General features: G+C 60.9%; 14 protein-coding genes. 5 read left to right on the top strand and 9 right to left on the bottom strand.

Translation table 11 applies throughout. From position 1 onward, the window contains the following. Positions 1-97: 97 nt before the first annotated feature. A complete protein-coding gene (ilvD, locus tag NHU87_RS05650; protein WP_253546413.1) occupies positions 98-1,939 on the top strand; it encodes a dihydroxy-acid dehydratase in 1,842 nt (613 codons plus the stop codon). Positions 1,940-2,180: 241 nt separating this feature from the next. Here ilvD and NHU87_RS05645 read toward each other — a convergent pair whose 3' ends face one another. Continuing rightward, positions 2,181-3,236 (bottom strand): haloacid dehalogenase-like hydrolase, encoded by a 1,056-nt coding sequence (locus NHU87_RS05645; protein ID WP_253546411.1) that lies wholly within the window; start codon positions 3,234-3,236, stop codon positions 2,181-2,183. 240 nt (positions 3,237-3,476) lie between these two features. Here NHU87_RS05645 and NHU87_RS05640 point away from each other — a divergent pair, with 240 nt between their 5' ends. Then, a complete protein-coding gene (locus NHU87_RS05640) occupies positions 3,477-4,868 on the top strand; it encodes an L-cystine transporter (protein WP_253546409.1) in 1,392 nt (463 codons plus the stop codon). Positions 4,869-4,990: 122 nt separating this feature from the next. Here NHU87_RS05640 and NHU87_RS05635 read toward each other — a convergent pair whose 3' ends face one another. After that, positions 4,991-5,503, bottom strand: a complete 513-nt coding sequence (locus NHU87_RS05635; RefSeq protein WP_253546407.1) for a dihydrofolate reductase — start codon at positions 5,501-5,503, stop codon at positions 4,991-4,993. 85 nt (positions 5,504-5,588) lie between these two features. Between NHU87_RS05635 and NHU87_RS05630 the strand changes: the two genes are divergently transcribed. Together NHU87_RS05630 and NHU87_RS05625 are read left to right on the top strand one after the other, a co-directional pair. Then, positions 5,589-6,959 (top strand): DUF2868 domain-containing protein, encoded by a 1,371-nt coding sequence (locus NHU87_RS05630; protein ID WP_253546405.1) that lies wholly within the window; start codon positions 5,589-5,591, stop codon positions 6,957-6,959. Then, positions 6,952-8,328 carry a GTPase/DUF3482 domain-containing protein gene (locus tag NHU87_RS05625; RefSeq protein WP_253546403.1) on the top strand — a complete coding sequence of 459 codons (1,377 nt, stop codon included), beginning with the start codon at positions 6,952-6,954 and terminating at the stop codon, positions 8,326-8,328. Before NHU87_RS05630 ends, NHU87_RS05625 begins: the two co-directional genes overlap by 8 nt. A gap of 147 nt (positions 8,329-8,475) precedes the next feature. Here NHU87_RS05625 and NHU87_RS05620 read toward each other — a convergent pair whose 3' ends face one another. From NHU87_RS05620 to NHU87_RS05590, 7 genes are all read right to left on the bottom strand, one after another. Next, positions 8,476-9,033 (bottom strand): phosphonate degradation HD-domain oxygenase, encoded by a 558-nt coding sequence (locus NHU87_RS05620; RefSeq protein WP_253546401.1) that lies wholly within the window; start codon positions 9,031-9,033, stop codon positions 8,476-8,478. Further along, entirely contained in the window at positions 9,033-10,166 is a 1,134-nt protein-coding gene (locus tag NHU87_RS05615; RefSeq protein WP_253546399.1) for a TIGR03364 family FAD-dependent oxidoreductase, read from the bottom strand. The genes NHU87_RS05620 and NHU87_RS05615 overlap by 1 nt, the downstream gene beginning before the upstream one ends. Before the next feature lie 124 nt (positions 10,167-10,290). Then, a complete protein-coding gene (locus tag NHU87_RS05610) occupies positions 10,291-11,316 on the bottom strand; it encodes a putative 2-aminoethylphosphonate ABC transporter substrate-binding protein (protein WP_253546397.1) in 1,026 nt (341 codons plus the stop codon). Positions 11,317-11,348: 32 nt separating this feature from the next. Further along, the gene (locus NHU87_RS05605; RefSeq protein WP_253546395.1) at positions 11,349-13,073 is read right to left on the bottom strand and encodes a putative 2-aminoethylphosphonate ABC transporter permease subunit; all 1,725 of its coding nucleotides are present in this window, start codon (positions 13,071-13,073) and stop codon (positions 11,349-11,351) included. Continuing rightward, on the bottom strand, positions 13,073-14,149 hold the full coding sequence (locus NHU87_RS05600) for a putative 2-aminoethylphosphonate ABC transporter ATP-binding protein (RefSeq protein WP_253546393.1): 1,077 nt from the start codon (positions 14,147-14,149) through the stop codon (positions 13,073-13,075). Before NHU87_RS05600 ends, NHU87_RS05605 begins: the two co-directional genes overlap by 1 nt. A 224-nt stretch (positions 14,150-14,373) precedes the next feature. Continuing rightward, on the bottom strand, positions 14,374-15,237 hold the full coding sequence (locus NHU87_RS05595) for a LysR family transcriptional regulator (protein WP_253546391.1): 864 nt from the start codon (positions 15,235-15,237) through the stop codon (positions 14,374-14,376). Positions 15,238-15,254: 17 nt separating this feature from the next. Next, complete coding sequence (locus NHU87_RS05590; RefSeq protein WP_253546389.1) at positions 15,255-17,534, bottom strand: heavy metal translocating P-type ATPase; 2,280 nt, start codon at positions 17,532-17,534, stop codon at positions 15,255-15,257. An 85-nt stretch (positions 17,535-17,619) separates the two neighbouring features. On the opposite strand from NHU87_RS05590, the gene cadR reads away from it, so the two are divergent. Further along, on the top strand, positions 17,620-18,069 hold the full coding sequence (gene cadR / locus NHU87_RS05585) for a Cd(II)/Pb(II)-responsive transcriptional regulator (protein ID WP_007897786.1): 450 nt from the start codon (positions 17,620-17,622) through the stop codon (positions 18,067-18,069). Positions 18,070-18,080 lie beyond the last annotated feature (11 nt).

Below are 18,080 nucleotides of genomic sequence, written 5' to 3'. Positions count from 1 at the left end.
TCGGCAACTTCCGGACACACGGCCATTTCTGAGTGTTCCAGACGTCAATAGAAGCTCACTTCCCTTTTGATACCTGATTAGCCGCCCGGAGTGCTTCATGCCTGATTACCGCTCGAAAACATCCACCCACGGCCGCAACATGGCCGGTGCCCGCGCATTGTGGCGCGCCACGGGGATGAAAGATGACGACTTCAAGAAGCCGATCATCGCCATTGCCAACTCCTTTACCCAGTTCGTACCGGGCCATGTGCACCTTAAGGATCTGGGGCAACTGGTCGCTCGCGAAATCGAACGGGCCGGCGGCGTCGCCAAAGAATTCAACACCATCGCCGTGGATGACGGCATCGCCATGGGCCACGACGGCATGCTCTATTCGCTGCCGAGCCGCGAGATCATCGCCGACTCCGTCGAATACATGGTCAACGCCCACTGCGCCGACGCCATTGTCTGCATCTCCAACTGCGACAAGATCACCCCTGGCATGTTGATGGCCTCCTTGCGCCTGAACATCCCGGTGATCTTCGTGTCCGGAGGCCCGATGGAAGCCGGCAAGACCAAACTGGCCAGCCATGGTCTCGACTTGGTCGATGCCATGGTGATCGCCGCCGACTCCAGCGCATCCGATGAGAAAGTCGCCGAGTACGAGCGTAGTGCGTGCCCGACGTGCGGCTCGTGCTCCGGCATGTTCACCGCCAACTCGATGAACTGCCTGGTTGAAGCCCTGGGCCTGGCATTGCCGGGCAACGGTTCGACCCTGGCCACCCACAGCGACCGTGAACAACTGTTCCTGCAAGCTGGCCGCACCATCGTCGAGCTGTGCAAGCGTTACTACAGCGAGAACGATGAGTCGGTGTTGCCACGCAACATCGCCAACTTCAAGGCGTTCGAAAACGCCATGACCCTGGACATCGCCATGGGCGGTTCCACCAACACCATCCTGCACTTGCTGGCTGCGGCCCAGGAAGCCGAGATCGATTTCGACCTGCGCGACATCGACCGTCTCTCCCGTCACGTGCCGCAACTGTGCAAGGTCGCGCCGAACATCCAGAAGTACCACATGGAAGACGTGCACCGTGCCGGTGGGATCTTCAGCATCCTCGGTTCCCTGGCCCGTGGCGGTCTGTTGCACACCGACCTGCCGACCGTACACAGCAAGTCCTTGGCTGAAGGCATCGCCAAATGGGACATCACCCAGACCACCGATGAAGCCGTGCATCACTTCTTCAAGGCCGGCCCGGCGGGCATCCCGACGCAAACCGCGTTCAGCCAGTCGACCCGTTGGGAAACCCTGGACGACGACCGTGAAAACGGCTGCATCCGCAGTGTCGAACATGCTTACTCGAAAGAAGGCGGCCTGGCCGTTCTGTACGGCAACATCGCTTTGGACGGTTGCGTGGTGAAAACCGCCGGCGTCGACGAGTCGATCCACGTCTTCGAAGGCAACGCGAAGATCTTCGAAAGCCAGGACAGCGCCGTACGCGGCATCCTCGCCGACGAAGTGAAGGCCGGCGACATCGTGATCATTCGTTACGAAGGCCCGAAAGGCGGCCCGGGCATGCAGGAAATGCTGTACCCGACGTCTTACCTGAAGTCCAAAGGCCTGGGCAAAGCCTGCGCCCTGCTCACCGACGGCCGTTTCTCTGGCGGTACTTCGGGCCTGTCCATCGGCCACGCTTCGCCAGAAGCCGCTGCCGGCGGCGCGATCGGCCTGGTGCAGGATGGCGACAAGGTGCTCATCGATATTCCGAACCGCTCGATCAACCTGTTGATCAGCGATGAAGAAATGGCCGCGCGCCGTGCCGAGCAGGACAAGAAAGGCTGGAAACCGGTGGAAGTGCGTCCACGTAAAGTGACCACTGCGCTGAAAGCCTATGCCCTGTTGGCCACCAGCGCCGACAAGGGTGCGGTACGTAACAAGGCGATGCTCGACGGGCTGTAATACTTAACCGTCGAACAAAAAATGCCCCGCCAAGTGCGGGGCATTTTTTTTCGTTGAACCCGGTTAAATGTGGAAACGAGTCTGCTCGCGAAAGCGGTGTGTCATTCAACATTAATGGTGAATGTTATGGCCCCATCGCGGGCAAGCCCGCTCCCACAGGGTCTGAGGTGATACGTAGATTGTATGAACACCGAAGATCCCTGTGGGAGCGAGGCTTGCCCGCGATGGAGGCGACTCGGTCTTACTGAATCTCTTCCGGCTTCACGATCACCCAATTCTTGTCCGCCGTCACCGCCAACCCTTCTTTCGCCTGGGCTGCTGCGTTTTTGGCGATCATGCCGTTAATCTGGGTCATGTATTTGTCTTTGCGGTTGACCCACAAATGGATGCCGCCCTTGGACACGTCGACGCTGTGGAACAGCATGTAGCCATCGCTGGTCGGAGTATCGCCGCCCACCAGAACCGGTTTTTTCCATTCATCGATGTACGTCAGGATCGCCGACTGTTTACCCGCCATCCAGGTGGCCGGGGTCCACAGGTATGGGGTCAATTCGAGGCCCAGGTTGGCCTTCTCATCATACTTGCCCGCAGTGACCTGCTTGCGTGCCGTGGTCAATTCGCCGGTCTTGCGGTCCTTGAGCAGCAGGGACACGCCGATCACGTTCTGTGGTTTGACGTTGTAGCCGTACTTCGGATCGGAGGCGACCATGCGCACCAGTTCTTCGGAGGCGGCGGTCATCACATAGACCTCGATGCCGTTCTCCATCAGCTTGTTGTAGAGCTCTTTTTGACCGGTGAAGATTTTCGGCGGGTTGACGTCGATGGTCTTGACCACATCGCCTTCGTAATAAGTGCTTGGCACCGGTTTGCCGTGCGCCATCAGCTCATCGACGTTGCCCTTGAGCTCCTGAAGCGTGAAGCCGGAAAACACTTGGGCGACCCATGGATAGCAAACCATGTCGTCGATTTCACAGAGGCGATAGTAGTAGCTGAACAGGCTTTCCTTATGGTCGGCGGTGTCCTTGAACGGTATCAGTTTCAGGGAGGGATCGAGGCTCTCGCGGGTGATCAGGCCCTTGTTTTCCATGAACGGCAACAAGGATTCTTCGAGGTCGTAGCGGTAACTGGTGTTGTCCATGTCGAACACTGCGAAGTTACCTTTGTTGGCATTGGCCGCGATCATCGCGTCCAGCGCCTTGGCCTGATCGGCTGGCCAGTGTTTCAGGTCAGTAGCGAACGCCTGGCCGGCAAGGCCCAAGCAGAATACGGCAGCCAGAAATTTCGGTGCGAGCTTCATCTGCGTTTCTCCCTGATTTAAAGATATCGACGCTAACAAATCTCTATGACACTCCCCGCCTGCCCGCGACCGCTTGCATCCTGATTCCGTCAGGGGCATTCCCCACAGCGTCAGTGGCTTATTCCAAAAACGACAGTCAACCACTGTTTTTGATATTAAATCATTACATATCAAGCTGTTAGGCTTGCCGGTTTGCAGCTGCCCCGGAAGGCAGTTGGCACAAGTCTTATGGGAGTTCCAATGAATCTGCCGCTGATCCTCAATCTGCTGGTGTTCCTCGCCTTGCTCTTTGGCCTGGCGCAAACCCGTCACACCACTTGGAGCCTGGCCAAAAAGGTTCTGCTCGCGCTGGTACTGGGCGTGGTATTTGGCGTCGCTCTGCACACGATTTATGGTGCCGGCAACCCGGTACTGAAAGCCTCGATCAGCTGGTTCGATCTGGTGGGCAACGGTTACGTGCAGTTGCTGCAAATGATCGTGATCCCGCTGGTGTTCGCCTCGATCCTCAGCGCCGTGGCGCGCCTGCATAACGCTTCGTCGCTGGGCAAAATCAGCTTCCTGACCATCGGCACGCTGCTGTTCACCACCGCCATCGCGGCGCTGATCGGTATCGGCCTGACCAACCTGTTCGGTCTCACCGCCGAAGGCCTGGTCGCCGGCACCCAGGAAATGGCTCGCCTGCAAACCATTCAGAGCGACTACGCGGGCAAGGTTGCCAACCTGAATGTGCCGCAGCTGCTGCTGTCGTTCATCCCGCAGAATCCGTTCGCCGACCTCGCTCGGGCCAAGCCGACTTCGATTATCAGCGTGGTGATTTTTGCTGCATTCCTTGGGGTCGCCGCACTGCAACTGCTCAAGGATGATGTCGAGAAAGGTCATAAAGTGATCAACGCCATCGACACCCTGCAAGCCTGGGTGATGCGTCTGGTACGCCTGGTGATGAAGCTGACTCCGTATGGGGTATTGGCGCTGATGACCAAAGTGGTCGCCGGCTCCAACCTGCAAGACATCATCAAGCTCGGCAGTTTTGTGGTGGTGTCCTACATCGGCCTGGGCTTGATGTTTGTAGTCCATGGCCTGCTGGTGTCGGCGGCCGGAATCAACCCGCTACGGTTCTTCCGCAAGATCTGGCCGGTGCTGACGTTTGCTTTCACCAGCCGCTCCAGCGCCGCCACCATTCCGCTGAGCATCGAAGCCCAGACCAGCCGTTTGGGTATTCCACAGTCCATCGCCAGTTTCGCCGCCTCGTTCGGCGCGACCATTGGCCAGAACGGCTGTGCCGGTCTGTACCCGGCAATGTTGGCGGTGATGGTGGCGCCAACTGTGGGCATCAACCCATTGGACCCATTGTGGATCGCGACGCTAGTGGCAATTGTGACGCTGAGTTCGGCCGGGGTGGCCGGGGTCGGTGGCGGCGCGACCTTCGCTGCGTTGATCGTATTGCCGGCCATGGGTTTGCCGGTGTCACTGGTGGCGTTGCTGATTTCGGTTGAGCCGCTGATCGACATGGGGCGTACGGCGTTGAACGTGAGTGGTTCGATCACGGCGGGTGCGATTACTAGCCAGATGATGCAGCAGACGGATAAAGAGTTGCTGGAGACGGATGAGCATGGGGCGTTGGCTCAGGCTTAAGATTCTCATCGTCTGAGCGGGCCTCTTCGCGGGCAAGCCTCGCTCCTACAGGGATTTTGTGTCGTACGAAATTTTCGCGACCAACATAATTCCTGTAGGAGCGAGGCTTGCCCGCGAAGCTTTCAGGCCTTCTCCCACACCTCAAAGCTATACGCCGGCTTGTCACCCTCCGCCGGATTCGGAACATTCGACACCAGTTTCCACTGGTTCAAATCAAACTCCGGAAACCACGCATCCCCTTCCGGGCTCAGCGCCACGCGCGTCAGGTACAGCCGATCAGCCTGCGCCAACCCTTGCGCATACAACTGCGCCCCGCCAATCAACATCACCTCATCGACGCCCTGCTCGCTCGCCCATTGCTGCGCGCGAACCACCGCTGCCTCCAGCGACGGATGAACTTCCGCGCCTTCCAGCCGCAGATCCGCCTGACGGCTGACCACGATGTTCAACCGGCCCGGCAGCGGACGACCGAGAGAATCCCAGGTCTTGCGACCCATGATAATCGGCTTGCCGAGGGTGGTGGCCTTGAAGTATTTGAAGTCCCCCGGCAAGTGCCAGGGCATGCTGTTGTCGACGCCGATCACACGGTTTTCACCGAGGGCTGCGATCAGGCTGAGGGGGAGTGATTTAGTCATGTCGGCGAGGATACCAGAGCCTCCCTTACCCCGATAAGCGTCACAGCGGTTATGCTCACTGCTCAATTAAGCGACGGGATGCCGCGTGACTGAACTGAATAAACTCTGGTTGACCGAAACCGTGCGCCTGCGTGAAGAGCACGCCGGCCCGCTGGACGATCTGGAAGCCAACCGAATCGCCCGTAGCGCCGGCGGCGACCTGCCGACGCGCATTCAACGCCGCGCCCTGTGGTTGGCCGAGCGCGACGGCTTGGCCGACGCCCTCAACCATTGGCGGCAAGGTGCGCGACTGGCGCTGATCGTTCTGGCCATATTGGCCGTGCTTAGCGGCGCCGGTCTGGCGTTTGCCGCATTGGGCGATGGCCAGACCCCGGTCAATGTGTTCTGGGCGTTGGGCAGTCTGCTCGGGCTCAACCTGATTCTGTTGCTGAGTTGGGCCCTGGGCCTGGTGTTCGCCGGCGAACAAGGCGCCGCCCTCGGGCGCTTATGGCTGTGGCTCAGTGAAAAACTCGCCCGCGATGCCAACGCCGCGCAACTGGCGCCGGCCCTGCTGCTGTTGCTGCAACGGCAGAAACTCAATCGTTGGGCGCTGGGCGTGCTGGTCAACGGGTTGTGGTTGCTGGCGATGCTCAGCGCCTTGGTGATGGTGCTGACGCTGATGGCGACCCGGCGCTACGGCTTCGTCTGGGAGACCACCATTCTCGGCGGCGACACCTTCGTCGCGATGACCCAAGCTCTCGGCGCCCTGCCGGCCTTGCTTGGTTTCAGTGTGCCCAGCGTGGAGATGATCCGCGCCAGTGGCGATGCCGCATTGAATATCGAGAGCGCCCGCCAGGCCTGGGCGGCGTGGCTGGTTGGAGTGCTGCTGGTGTACGGTGTTTTGCCACGATTGCTGCTCGCATTGTTCTGCCTGTGGCGCTGGAAAACCGGTCAAGCAGCCCTGCATCTGGATTTGAACCTGCCCGGCTACGCCCAACTGCGCGAACGGCTGATGCCCACCAGCGAACGCCTGGGCATCAGCGATGCCGCGCCAGAACAACTTCATCGGGTTGAAAATGCTGCCAGCGATCTGCAAAGCGATGGCGCGCTATTGGTGGCCATCGAACTGGACGACCAACGCCCGTGGCCGCCGCATCTGCCGAAAAACGTCAACAACGCGGGCGTCCTCGACAGCCGAGAATCCCGGCACAAACTGCTCGAACAGCTGAGTCGTTTTCCGCCGACCCGTCTGGTCATCGCCTGTGACCCACGGCGCTCGCCGGATCGTGGCAGTCTGGCGCTGATTGCCGAACTGGCTCGCAGCGCCAGCGCCACCCGCGTGTGGTTGTTGCAAGCGCCACCCGGCGAAGCGCTGGATGCCGAACGCCTCGGCGACTGGCATGTCGCGCTAAGACAACTGGACCTGCCATTCGCCGATTGCGCGCCGCTGAACTGGCTGGAGACGGGTCATGACTGATGCGTGGAATAAGCCATTGAAGCTCGCCGTGGTCGGCCATACCAATGTCGGCAAAACCTCGTTGCTGCGAACGCTGACGCGAGACGTCGGCTTCGGCGAAGTGTCCCATCGTCCCAGCACCACTCGCCACGTCGAAGGCGCGCGATTGTCGGTAGACGGCGAACCGTTGCTCGATCTCTTCGACACTCCGGGCCTGGAAGACGCCATCGCCCTGCTCGATTACCTTGAGCGCCTGGAACGTCCCGGCGAACGTCTCGACGGCCCGGCTCGGCTGGCACGATTCCTTGAGGGCAGCGAAGCCCGGCAGCGCTTCGAACAGGAAGCCAAAGTGCTGCGGCAACTGCTCGCCTCGGACGCCGGCCTCTACGTGATCGATGCCCGGGAGCCGGTGTTGGCCAAGTACCGCGACGAATTGGAAGTGTTGGCCAGTTGCGGCAAACCGCTGCTGCCGGTGTTGAATTTTGTCAGCAGCGCCCAGCATCGCGAACCGGATTGGCGTGAAGCCCTGGCGCGTCTCGGCTTACATGCCTTGGTGCGTTTCGACAGCGTCGCGCCACCGGAAGATGGCGAACGTCGACTCTATGAAAGCCTCGCGCTGCTGCTGGAAAACTCCCGCGAACAACTGGAGCGTTTGATTGCCGACCAGCAGGCCCAACGCCTGGCCCGTCAGCAGAGTGCAGCGCAACTGATTGCCGATTTATTGATCGATTGCGCCGCCTGCCGCCGCAGCGTGGTCAGCGAAGTCGAGCAGGAACAGCAATCGATCAGCGAACTGCGCAAAGCCGTGCGTCAGCGCGAACAACGCTGCGTCGAGGCCTTGCTCACCCTCTACGCCTTCCGCCCGCAAGATGCGGCGGCCAGTGACTTGCCGTTGCTCGATGGCCGCTGGGGCGATGACCTGTTCAACCCGGAAACCCTGAAGCAGCTCGGTGTGCGGGTCGGCGGTGGTATCGCGGCCGGCGCGGCGGCCGGGGCCGGGATCGATTTGCTGGTCGGCGGCCTGACCCTCGGCGCAGCGGCACTGGCCGGGGCGATTGCCGGCGGCGCCCTGCAAACGGCCCGCGGTTATGGCAGTCGGTTACTGGGCAAGCTCAAGGGCCAGCGAGAACTGACCGTCGATGACAGCGTGCTGCGGCTGTTGGCCCTGCGCCAGCGGCAATTGCTGCTGGCTCTGAATTCCCGTGGGCATGCGGCGATGGACAGCATTCAGGTCGCCACGCCGCAGGACAAAACCTGGCGCGAAGGCAAACTGCCGGAAGCGCTGAACAAGGCGCGGGCGCATCCGCAGTGGTCGTCGCTTAATCCGAATTCGAAGTTGAGTCAGGGGGAGAGACAAGAGCAAATCGAGGTGTTGGCGCAACAGCTTTAAAGGTTCGCAATCTGCGGTGTCAGCTCTGACCTCATCGCGGGCAAGCCCGCTCCCACAGGGATCTTTGGTGTTCATACAATTTCTGTATCACCCGAGACCTTGTGGGAGCGGGCTTGCCCGCGATGGCCGCGCCTCGGTCGTGAAGCATTACTCAGCCAGCAGCCGCAACGCCTTTTCCTTCAAGATACCCAGATCCATCACCGGCACCCACATCTCCTTCGCCAACTCATCCCACTGACGCATCCGCAAACTGACCCCACACAACGGATCCTGCTCGAACGCCGCAGCCTCGGCAGCCGTCATCACCCCGCCCTGATACTCAAGCGTGCGCCGACTGGCTTTGCTTAAACGTTCGAAGTACCCGGGCTCTTTGAGCGTGAGATAACGCTTGGCCTGAACGTGGTACTCAACCAACCGCGCAAGGCGCTCGCTGAAGCCGGCGCGACGTAAATAGTCAGCGCCCAAACGCTCATGGCTGACGATCCCAAAACCACCCATGCTCTCGGCCCCCTCGGCGCAGATATGCCCGATGTCATGGAAGAACGCCGCCAGCACCACTTCGTCATCGAACCCCTCGGCCATCGCCAGTTCCGCCGCCTGAGACATATGCTCGATCTGCGACACCGGTTCGCCGATGTAATCGTTGTCGCCAAAACGCTCGTACAGACCGAACACCTCGGCGATCACTTGTTCATGGCGGTCCATCAACGCTCTCCCAATAAGGTCGCGACGTTACGTTCGGCCATTGCCGGCCCGACGCTCATGCCGACGCCGGTGTGCATCAGCGCCACACTCACACTTGGCATCGGCCGCAAAAAGGAGAACGGCCCCGGTCCGCGTGAACCATAGACGCCCTGCCAGCGTTCGACCACTTGCACCTTGCAGCCCAACGTCTGCTCGGCCAGTTCAATCATCCAGTCATCCACCTGCTCGGCATTGAACGGAGACGGATCGCTGCCGTAATGGTGGGAGTCGCCGATGATCAACTCACCGTAAGGCGTCGGACTGATCAGCAGGTGAATACCGTTTTCATGCAGATGGGGTGCGTCGCGCAGAATCTGTGCCTGCACCGCTACGGCCTCGGGCAAATCGGCGAAGGCGCCGTAATGCACACAACTCAGGCCGGTGAGCAGCGCGTGCTGCAGGTTGAGGTTGATCTGCGGACGGGCACGAAGCATTTGCAGACGGCAGATTTGCGGATTGAGTTCGGCAATCGGCTCGGCCAGCAGCGTTTGATAATCGTGACCGGAGCAGACGATGATTTGCTCGGCGCTGAAGGTGCCAGCGGTGCTGTGCAAGCGCCCCGGCTCGATGTCGCGCACCAGCGTGGAGAAGTGAAACTCGACGCCCAATTCGCGGCGCAGGTAGTCGATCAACGCCGGAATTGCTTCGCGGGAATACAGCTGCTGGTCGTCCATGCCGTGCAACGCGGCACGGTGATGGCTGAACTGGCCGCCGTATAAATCGTGTAATGCCGCACCGCGCAACAATTCAACGCGGTAACCGTGCTGCATGGCGCGGCCGGCGCAGAAGGCTTCCAGCAGGTGCTCTTCCGCTTCAGTGCGAGCGAACAGGTACGAGCCGTTGCGCTTGAGTTGCAGGCCCGCCAGTTGTGCCCATTGGCCCCAGATGTCGCGGCTGGCCTTGGCCAGTTCAAGCATCGGGCCGGGTGGTTGGCCGGTGACCAGGGCTTGGCCGAAGTTGCGCACCGAAGCGCCCAAAGGCGTGGCGCTGCGTTCGAAGACGGTGACCTTGAGACCGCGCTTGGCGGCGGCATAAGCGTGGGATAATCCGAGAATGCCGGCGCCGACGATCAGCATGTCATTGCGTTGTGTCATTAAGAGATGTCCTGAATTCGAGACCGCTATCGCGGGCAAGCCCGCTCCCACAGGTTTTGTGAACGCCACGGACCATGTGGGAGCGGGCTTGCCCGCGATGGGGCCCCGTCAGCCGATGAAGATCTTACTTGGCAGCCACTTTCTCGGACTTGCCGTCATAACGCTTGCGCCATTCGGCGAGGATCTGGTCGCGATTCTTCGAGGCCCAGGCAAAGTCGTTCTTGATCAGACGCTGCTCATAATCCGCCGGCAGTTCAGTCTGCGGCTTGGCGATACCCGGTTGCGCGAGCACGGCGAAGTTCTCTTTGTAAAGCTCCATCGCCGCCGGGCTTGCAGAGAAGTCAGCCAGTTTTTTCGCCGCGTCTTCATGCGGCGTGCCTTTGATCACAGCGGTGGCTTCGATCTCCCAGCCCAGGCCTTCTTTCGGCAGGATGATGTCCAGCGGCGCGCCTTGGCGTTTCAACTGAACGGCCGGGTATTCGAAGGAAATACCGATCGGGAATTCACCGGCAGCGGCGAGTTTGCACGGCTTGGAACCGGAGTGAACGTACTGGCCGATGTTCTGGTGCAGGTCGTCCATGTACTGCCAGCCCTGCTTCTCGCCGAAGGTTTGCAGCCAGGCGCTGACGTCGAGGAAACCGGTGCCGGACGAGGCCGGGTTTGGCATGACGATCTTGCCTTTGTACTCAGGCTTGGTCAGGTCCTGCCAGCTCACGGGTTTGCTCAAACCCTGCTTTTCGGCCTCGACGGTGTTGAAGCAAATGGTCGCTGCCCAGACGTCCATGCCGACCCAGGCTGGCGGGTTAGCGGCGTCACGATAGTTGCCGCCGATCTTGCCCAGATCCTTCGGTGCGTAGCTTTGCAGCATTCCTTGCTGATCGAGAATCGCCAGGCTGGACGCCGCCAGGCCCCACACCGCGTCAGCTTGTGGGCGGGCTTTTTCGGCCAGCAGTTTGGCGGTGATGATGCCAGTGGAATCGCGCACCCACTTGATCTCGACGTCCGGGTTGGCCTTTTCAAAGGCCTCTTTGTAGGTCTTCAGTTGTTCGGCTTCGAGGGCGGTGTACACCGTCAACTCGGTTTTCGCCGCAAAGGCGTTCAGGCTGAAAGCGGTGAGGACAGCAGCGGCCAGGGCCAAAGGCTTGAACATGGTGCAATTCCTGTGTGAGTTGAAGGTGTGAATCAAAGACCGGGCGCGGTCTGCCGCCAGGCCTGGGAGCGACGCAACAAACCGCGCGAGGCCCAGGCCAGCAGCAGGGACACGCCCGCCGAGGTGAACAGAATCAGGGTCGACATCGCCGCCGCGCCGCCGACATTGCCGGCATCGTCCATGTTCAGCACCGCCACCGCCGCGAGGATGGTGTCGGGGCTGTAGAGGAAGATCGCCGCCGAGACAGTGGTCATGGCCGAGACAAACAGATAGCGCACGATGTCCAGCAACGCCGGCAGGCAGATCGGCACGGTGACCCGCAGGTAGTGCCGGTACAGCGGCGCCTTGAGCGACAGCGCGGCGGCTTCGAACTCGGCATCGAGTTGGCGCAGCGCGGTGGTGGCGGTCATTTGCGCGGTGGTCAAATAGTGAGCAATGGTGCAGACCACCAGCAGGGTCTTGGTCCCGTAGAGCACATGCAGCGGGTTGCCGGTGAGGTTGAAGAAGAAGACGTAACCCAGACCCAACACCAGACCCGGCACCGCCATCGGTACGAAACTGAGCATGCGCAGTGTCAGATTCAATCCGCGCTGACCCTTGGTTTTTTCCATCAGGTAAGCGCCAGTGAAGATCAGCACACTGCCGATCAACGCCGTACACAACGCCATCTTCACGCTGTTGCCGTAGGCCAGCCAGCCGCCGCCCGCCGTGTCGTTGAACTGGTAATGGTTGAGCGACAGCGACAGGTTGTACGGCCAGAACTTCACCAGCGACGAGTACACCGCCACGCCGAACACCAGCAGCAACACCGCGCAGATCAGCAGCACGATGGCCAGGTAGCAACCGTCGCGCAGCTTCGATGGAGCCGGTTGAAACACTTGCGCCCGCCCGCTCATGGAATCGCCATGGCGCCGACGCAGCCAGGCGTCGACGCCGAAGCTGAACAGCGCCGGCAGCAGCAAGACCATGCCGATCAGCGCGCCGCGACCGAATTGTTGCTGACCGACCACGGCTTTGTAGGCTTCCAGCGCCAGCACCTGATAATCGCCACCGACAACCACGGGCACACCGAAGTCGGTGATGGTCAAAGTGAATACCAGACAAAACGCCGCGAACACCGCCTGACGGGTCGCCGGCCAGGTGATGCTGCGAAAGGCTTTCGCCGGGCTAGCACCCATGCTGGAAGCTGCATCGAACAGTCGCGCATCCGCTAGGGACAGCGCCGACAGCAAAATCATCAGCGCGTGTGGGAAGGTGTAGATGACCTCACCGAGAACAATCCCCCAGAAGCCGTAGATATTGTCCGAGAGCAAACCGCGCAGCATGCCCTGATTGCCGAACAGATAAACCAGCGCAATCCCTGGCAGCATCGACGGCGCCATCAGCGGCAACAGCGACATCCCGCGCCAGATGCTTTTGCCGGGAATCAATGTGCGTTGCAGGGCGTAGGCAAACAGGTAGGCCAGCGGTACGACAATCGCTGCGACGCTGAGGGAAACCTTCAGGCTGTTGCCCAGCAGCCAGTGGAAATTGGCACTGGTCAGCAGTTCACGGGCAGCCACCAGACCGCCGCCCTGCCCGGCTTCAGAGCTGAAACCACGCCAGAAGATCGCCAGCAACGGCATCAACACCGCAACGCCGAGCAACACCAGCAGCAGGACCTTGCCGCCGACCACGAACAGCCGGTCGCCGATCTCGGCACGGGAGGTCTGCCGAACCTGCTTGTGCGGTATCGGCAGCGCGACGTTCACGCTCATCAGGCAAACACCTGCAGGCTGCGCGGCGGCAAGGCGACCATGATCTGCTGCGCACCGAGACGCGGCATGGCTTCCGGCGCCAGTTCCGCCAGCAATGCATGGCCCGGCAGCTGATCGAGCTCGAAGCTCATGCGGCAGCGGTTGCCGAGAAAAGTGATCTCGCGAACCTTGGCCGGGAACAGGTTTTCTTCATGCACCGGCGGGTTGACGTTGATCGCCTCGGGGCGGCAGAACAAGCGGCCCGAGGCGGTTTTAGCGCTGCCTTCAGCCAGGCGCATGTTCATCCCGCCGACCTGGGCATGACTGTCGCTGCTACGGCGGAACGGCAGCCAGTTACCCTGACCGACGAACTCCGCCACAAACGGTGTGGCCGGGCGGTCGTAGATTTCCTGCGGCGTGGCGTACTGCTCGACCTTGCCGTTGTTCATCACGGCGATGCGGTCGGCCATTAGCATGGCTTCGTCCTGATTGTGGGTGACCATCAAGGTGGTGACGCCGAGGTTGCGCTGCAATTGGCGCAGTTCGGTGCACAGATGCTCGCGGACCCGGGCGTCGAGCGCCGACATCGGTTCGTCCAGCAGCAACAAGGACGGCGCTGGCGCCAGGGCTCGAGCCAGTGCGACCCGTTGCTGCTGGCCGCCGGACAACTGACCGGGGTATTTTTTCTCACTGCCGATCAGGCCGACCAGTTCCAGCATCTGACCGACGCGCAGGCGCACTTCATCGCGACCGCTGCCGGCGAGGCCGTAGGCAATGTTCGCTTCGACAGTGAGATTGGGGAACAGCGCGTAGGACTGGAAGAGTATGCCGTAGTCCCGGGCTTGAGGTGCCAGGTGGGAAACGTCGCGATTGCCGAGGTACAACTCGCCGCTGTCTTGTTTCTCAAGGCCGGCGATGCAGCGCAGCAAGGTAGTTTTGCCACAGCCCGACGGCCCCAAGAGGCACACCAGCTCACCGGCCGCCACGTCGAGCGAGACGTTATCCAGCGCGGTGAACGCGCCGAAGCGTTTCTGCACGCCGCGCACTTTCATCGGCGCGCCGGGGTTGGTCAGGGCAGTTGCAGTCGAGTGGTTCATGGAGAGACCTCATCAAGCAGATGAGGGCCATCCTAGGTTTGCAATGCGTCCGTCATGTGGCAACGAGGCAAAAACGGCCGATAGTGGTATTCGGGGATTTTAGTTGGATGCGGCGGCGTACCGACGGACGCCTTCGCGGGCAAGCCTCGCTCCTACAGGGGAATGCGATCAACCTGTAGGAGCGAGGCTTGCCCGCGAAGAGGCCCTCACAGTCACGGAAGAACTTAAGCCGGAGCCATTTCCTGCGCCAACCCCAGAAACGCCGCTGGCAACCGCGCGCCTTTTCGCTCCTTGAGGCAGTACAGATACTCCGGAATCTGCGGCGCATTCTCGATGGTCAGCACCCGCAATTGCGGATCGTGAGGCACCTCCTGCCGGGCGATGATGCTGATGCCAATGTTGCGCAACACCGCTTCACGAATCGACTCCCGGCTGCCGATCTCCAGTAACGGGCCGAAACTCATCCCGGCGCTGGCCAGCAACTCTTCAGTAAGCTGACGAGTGGTCGAGCCCGACTCACGCATCAATAAGGTATGTCCTGCCAACGCACTGAGCGGCACATGATCATGCACCGCCAACGGATGATTTCGATGTACCGCCAACACCAATGGATCACTGCCGAGCACCCGGCGAATCAGCCGCGCGTCGTCCAGCAACTGCGAAGACGCGGCGACATCGACCCGGTAATCCTCCAGCGCCTCGATCACCTGCTGAGAGTTGCCGATTTCCACCGACACTTCCACCTGCGGCAAACGCTCGCGAAAGGCTTTCACCAGATCAAGGATGTAATAGGGCGCCGTGGCAGCGATGCGTAACGTGCCCTGGACCTGACCGCTGTTACGCAGAAAAAACTCGATGTCGGCTTCCTGCTGCAACAGCGCTTTCACCATCGGCAACAACCGCGCGCCTTCGTCGCTGACGCTGAGGCGACGGCCGCCACGGTAGAACAGTTCAACCGAGTACTGGCTTTCCAGATGCCGAATCTGGGTCGTCACCGTCGGTTGGCTCAGGCCGAGCTTTTTCGCTGCCAGGGTAATGCTGCCCAACCGGGCAACCATGTAAAACGCCTTCAGCTCGGCACTCAGCACACCCCTTCCCTCATCGTCTATTTGCGCAACAGGCGCAAACCATTGAACACCACCAACAGGCTCACGCCCATGTCAGCGAACACCGCCATCCACATGGTGGCGATCCCGGCGAAGGTTACCCCAAGAAAGATCGCTTTGATGACCAATGCCAGGGCAATGTTCTGTTTGAGGATGTTCGAGGTCTGCCGCGACAAGCGGATGAAGGCCGGGATCTTGCGTAGATCGTCGTCCATCAGGGCGACATCGGCGGTTTCGATGGCGGTGTCGGTACCGGCGGCCGCCATGGCGAAACCGATCTCGGCCCGCGCCAGCGCTGGGGCGTCGTTGATGCCGTCGCCGACCATCCCGACCCGATGGCCTTGGGCGTACAGCGTTTCGATGGCTTGCAGTTTCTCGGTCGGCAACAAATCGCCCTGCGCCTGATCGATGCCCACGTGGGCGGCGATGACCTGAGCGGTGTGAACGTTGTCGCCGGTCAACATCAGGGTTTTGATGCCCAACTCATGCAACTGCTGGATCGCTTCGCGACTGGACGCTTTCACTGTGTCCGCGACGGCAAACAGCGCCAAGGGACCCGACTTGTCGAGCAACAGCACCACGGATTTGCCCTGCTTCTCCAGAGCAAACAGCTGCTCTTCCAGCGCTGGCGAACACAGGCCCAAATCTTCCACCAGGCGATGGTTGCCCAAGTGGTAGAGCTCACCGTTAATCTCGCCGCGCACACCACGCCCCGCCAGGGCTTCGAAGTTATCCACAATCAACGGCTTGAGTTGGTTATGCCCAACTGCATCCACCGCCGCATTGGCGATGGCCAGCGACACCGGGTGATCCGAACGACCGGCCAGTGCCGCCGCAATGGCCGGGGCTGTTTCATCAACGGTTGGGTCGAGGGACAAATAGTCGGTCTGCACCGGTTTGCCGTGAGTGAGGGTGCCGGTCTTGTCGAGGGCCAGGTAATCGAGTTTGTGACCGTGCTCCAGGTAGACGCCGCCCTTGACCAGAATCCCTTTGCGCGCCGCTGCCGCGAGGCCACTGACGATAGTCACCGGGGTGGAAATCACCAATGCACACGGACAAGCGACCACCAGCAACACCAGCGCCCGGTAGATCCAGTCGAACCACAACGCATTCATGAACAGCGGTGGAATCACCGCCACGGCCAGGGCCAGGATGAACACCGCCGGGGTGTAGATTTTCGAGAAGCTGTCGACGAAACGCTGGGTCGGAGCGCGCGCTCCTTGGGCCTGTTCCACAGCATGAATGATGCGCGCCAAGGTTGAGTGGTTGGCCTCGGCAGTCACGGTATATTCCAGTGAACCGGACTGGTTGATGGTGCCGGCAAACACCTTGTCGCCGATGGTTTTCTCCACCGGCAGGCTTTCACCGGTGATCGGCGCCTGATCGATGGTCGAGTTGCCAGACACCACTTCGCCGTCCAGACCGATCCGCTCGCCGGGACGCACCCGCACCCGCGCACCCAGTTCGATGTTTTTAACCGGTTGTGCGACCCAACTGCCGTTGGCCTGCTGCACCGTGGCTTGCTCGGGGGCCATCTGCATCAACCCGCCGATGGCGTTGCGCGCCCGGTCCAGGGACCTGGCTTCGATCAACTCGGCCACGGTGAACAGGAACATCACCATCGCCGCTTCCGGCCACTGACCGATCAGAATCGCACCGGTCACCGCAATGCTCATCAGCGCGTTGATGTTCAGGTTGAGGTTTTTCAGGGCAATCCAGCCCTTCTTGTAAGTACCGAGGCCACCGCTGAGGATCGAGATCAGCGCGATAACCGCCACCACCCAGTTTGGAGCTGCATCGGTGAAGTGGATAAGCTCGGCGGTGAGCGCCCCAACGCCGGACAGCGCTAGCGGCCACCAAGGCTTTTCCGCAGGTTTAGGGCTCGACGCCGGCGCTTCGGCGCCCTGCTCCATGGGCTCGGCGTGCATGCCAAGCGACTTGATCGCGTCGATGATCGGCGTGGTGCTTGGCAGGTCATGGGTCACGCCCAACACCCGATTGATCAGGTTGAATTCCAGTTGCTGCACACCCGACAGCTTCCCGAGTTTGTTCTGGATCAGCGTCTGCTCGGTCGGGCAGTCCATCGCCTCGATGCGGAAACTGCTCAGCCGCGCACCGGCGGTCGGCGTCTCGCTCAACACAATCCGCGAAGGTGCCGCGGCTTGGGAGGAACAGCAGGAATCCCCGTGGCTTCCATGGTCATGCTGGGACACAGGCTTCAGCTTGGGGCTGTGATCGTGCCCGGCCTTGGGTTTGTGGGTGTGAAGAGAATCGCTCATTGGGTCGCGTCCATGAAGGTGCCTGTTGCCAAGTAAAGACCCTGTAGCCACTATAGGGTCAAGCACCCTTTTGGAGATTGTCGCGATGAAAATAGGAGAACTGGCGAAACTCACCGACTGCGCCGTGGAAACCATCCGCTACTACGAGCGCGAAAACCTGCTGCCGGAGCCGGCCCGTAGCGACGGCAATTATCGCGTCTACACCCAGGCCCACGCCGAGCGCCTGACCTTCATCCGCAATTGCCGCACGCTGGACATGACCCTCGAGGAAATCCGCAGCCTGCTGGCCCTGCGCGACAGCCCGCAGGATCAATGCGAAAACGTCAACGCGTTGATCGATGAACATATCCACCATGTGAAGGCACGAATCGATGGTTTGCTGGCCTTGCAGACACAACTGCTCGACCTGCGCCAACGCTGCAGCGAAGGGCCGGATATCGATCAGTGCGGGATTTTGCAGCGGCTGGAAGTGAGCGGCGGGGTTGTGGCGACGGAGGTTGAGCATTCCCATGTTGGCCGTAGCCACGGCCACTAAAAACACCGCAT

It is taken from the genome of Pseudomonas mandelii, from assembly GCF_024138395.1.
In the GTDB taxonomy this organism is placed as follows: Bacteria; Pseudomonadota; Gammaproteobacteria; order Pseudomonadales; family Pseudomonadaceae; genus Aquipseudomonas; species Aquipseudomonas mandelii_E.
This window is presented reverse-complemented; position numbering and strand designations above follow the sequence as displayed.

Excerpts from the sequence above, each read along its gene's own strand:
- ilvD (WP_253546413.1), top strand. The coding sequence starts at position 98 with ATGCCTGATTACCGCTCGAAAACATCCACCCACGGCCGCAACATGGCC.
- NHU87_RS05645 (WP_253546411.1), bottom strand. The coding sequence starts at position 3,236 with ATGAAGCTCGCACCGAAATTTCTGGCTGCCGTATTCTGCTTGGGCCTT.
- NHU87_RS05640 (WP_253546409.1), top strand. The coding sequence starts at position 3,477 with ATGAATCTGCCGCTGATCCTCAATCTGCTGGTGTTCCTCGCCTTGCTC.
- NHU87_RS05635 (WP_253546407.1), bottom strand. The coding sequence starts at position 5,503 with ATGACTAAATCACTCCCCCTCAGCCTGATCGCAGCCCTCGGTGAAAAC.
- NHU87_RS05625 (WP_253546403.1), top strand. The coding sequence starts at position 6,952 with ATGACTGATGCGTGGAATAAGCCATTGAAGCTCGCCGTGGTCGGCCAT.
- NHU87_RS05620 (WP_253546401.1), bottom strand. The coding sequence starts at position 9,033 with ATGGACCGCCATGAACAAGTGATCGCCGAGGTGTTCGGTCTGTACGAG.
- NHU87_RS05615 (WP_253546399.1), bottom strand. The coding sequence starts at position 10,166 with ATGACACAACGCAATGACATGCTGATCGTCGGCGCCGGCATTCTCGGA.
- NHU87_RS05610 (WP_253546397.1), bottom strand. The coding sequence starts at position 11,316 with ATGTTCAAGCCTTTGGCCCTGGCCGCTGCTGTCCTCACCGCTTTCAGC.
- NHU87_RS05605 (WP_253546395.1), bottom strand. The coding sequence starts at position 13,073 with ATGAGCGTGAACGTCGCGCTGCCGATACCGCACAAGCAGGTTCGGCAG.
- NHU87_RS05600 (WP_253546393.1), bottom strand. The coding sequence starts at position 14,149 with ATGAACCACTCGACTGCAACTGCCCTGACCAACCCCGGCGCGCCGATG.
- NHU87_RS05590 (WP_253546389.1), bottom strand. The coding sequence starts at position 17,534 with ATGAGCGATTCTCTTCACACCCACAAACCCAAGGCCGGGCACGATCAC.
- cadR (WP_007897786.1), top strand. The coding sequence starts at position 17,620 with ATGAAAATAGGAGAACTGGCGAAACTCACCGACTGCGCCGTGGAAACC.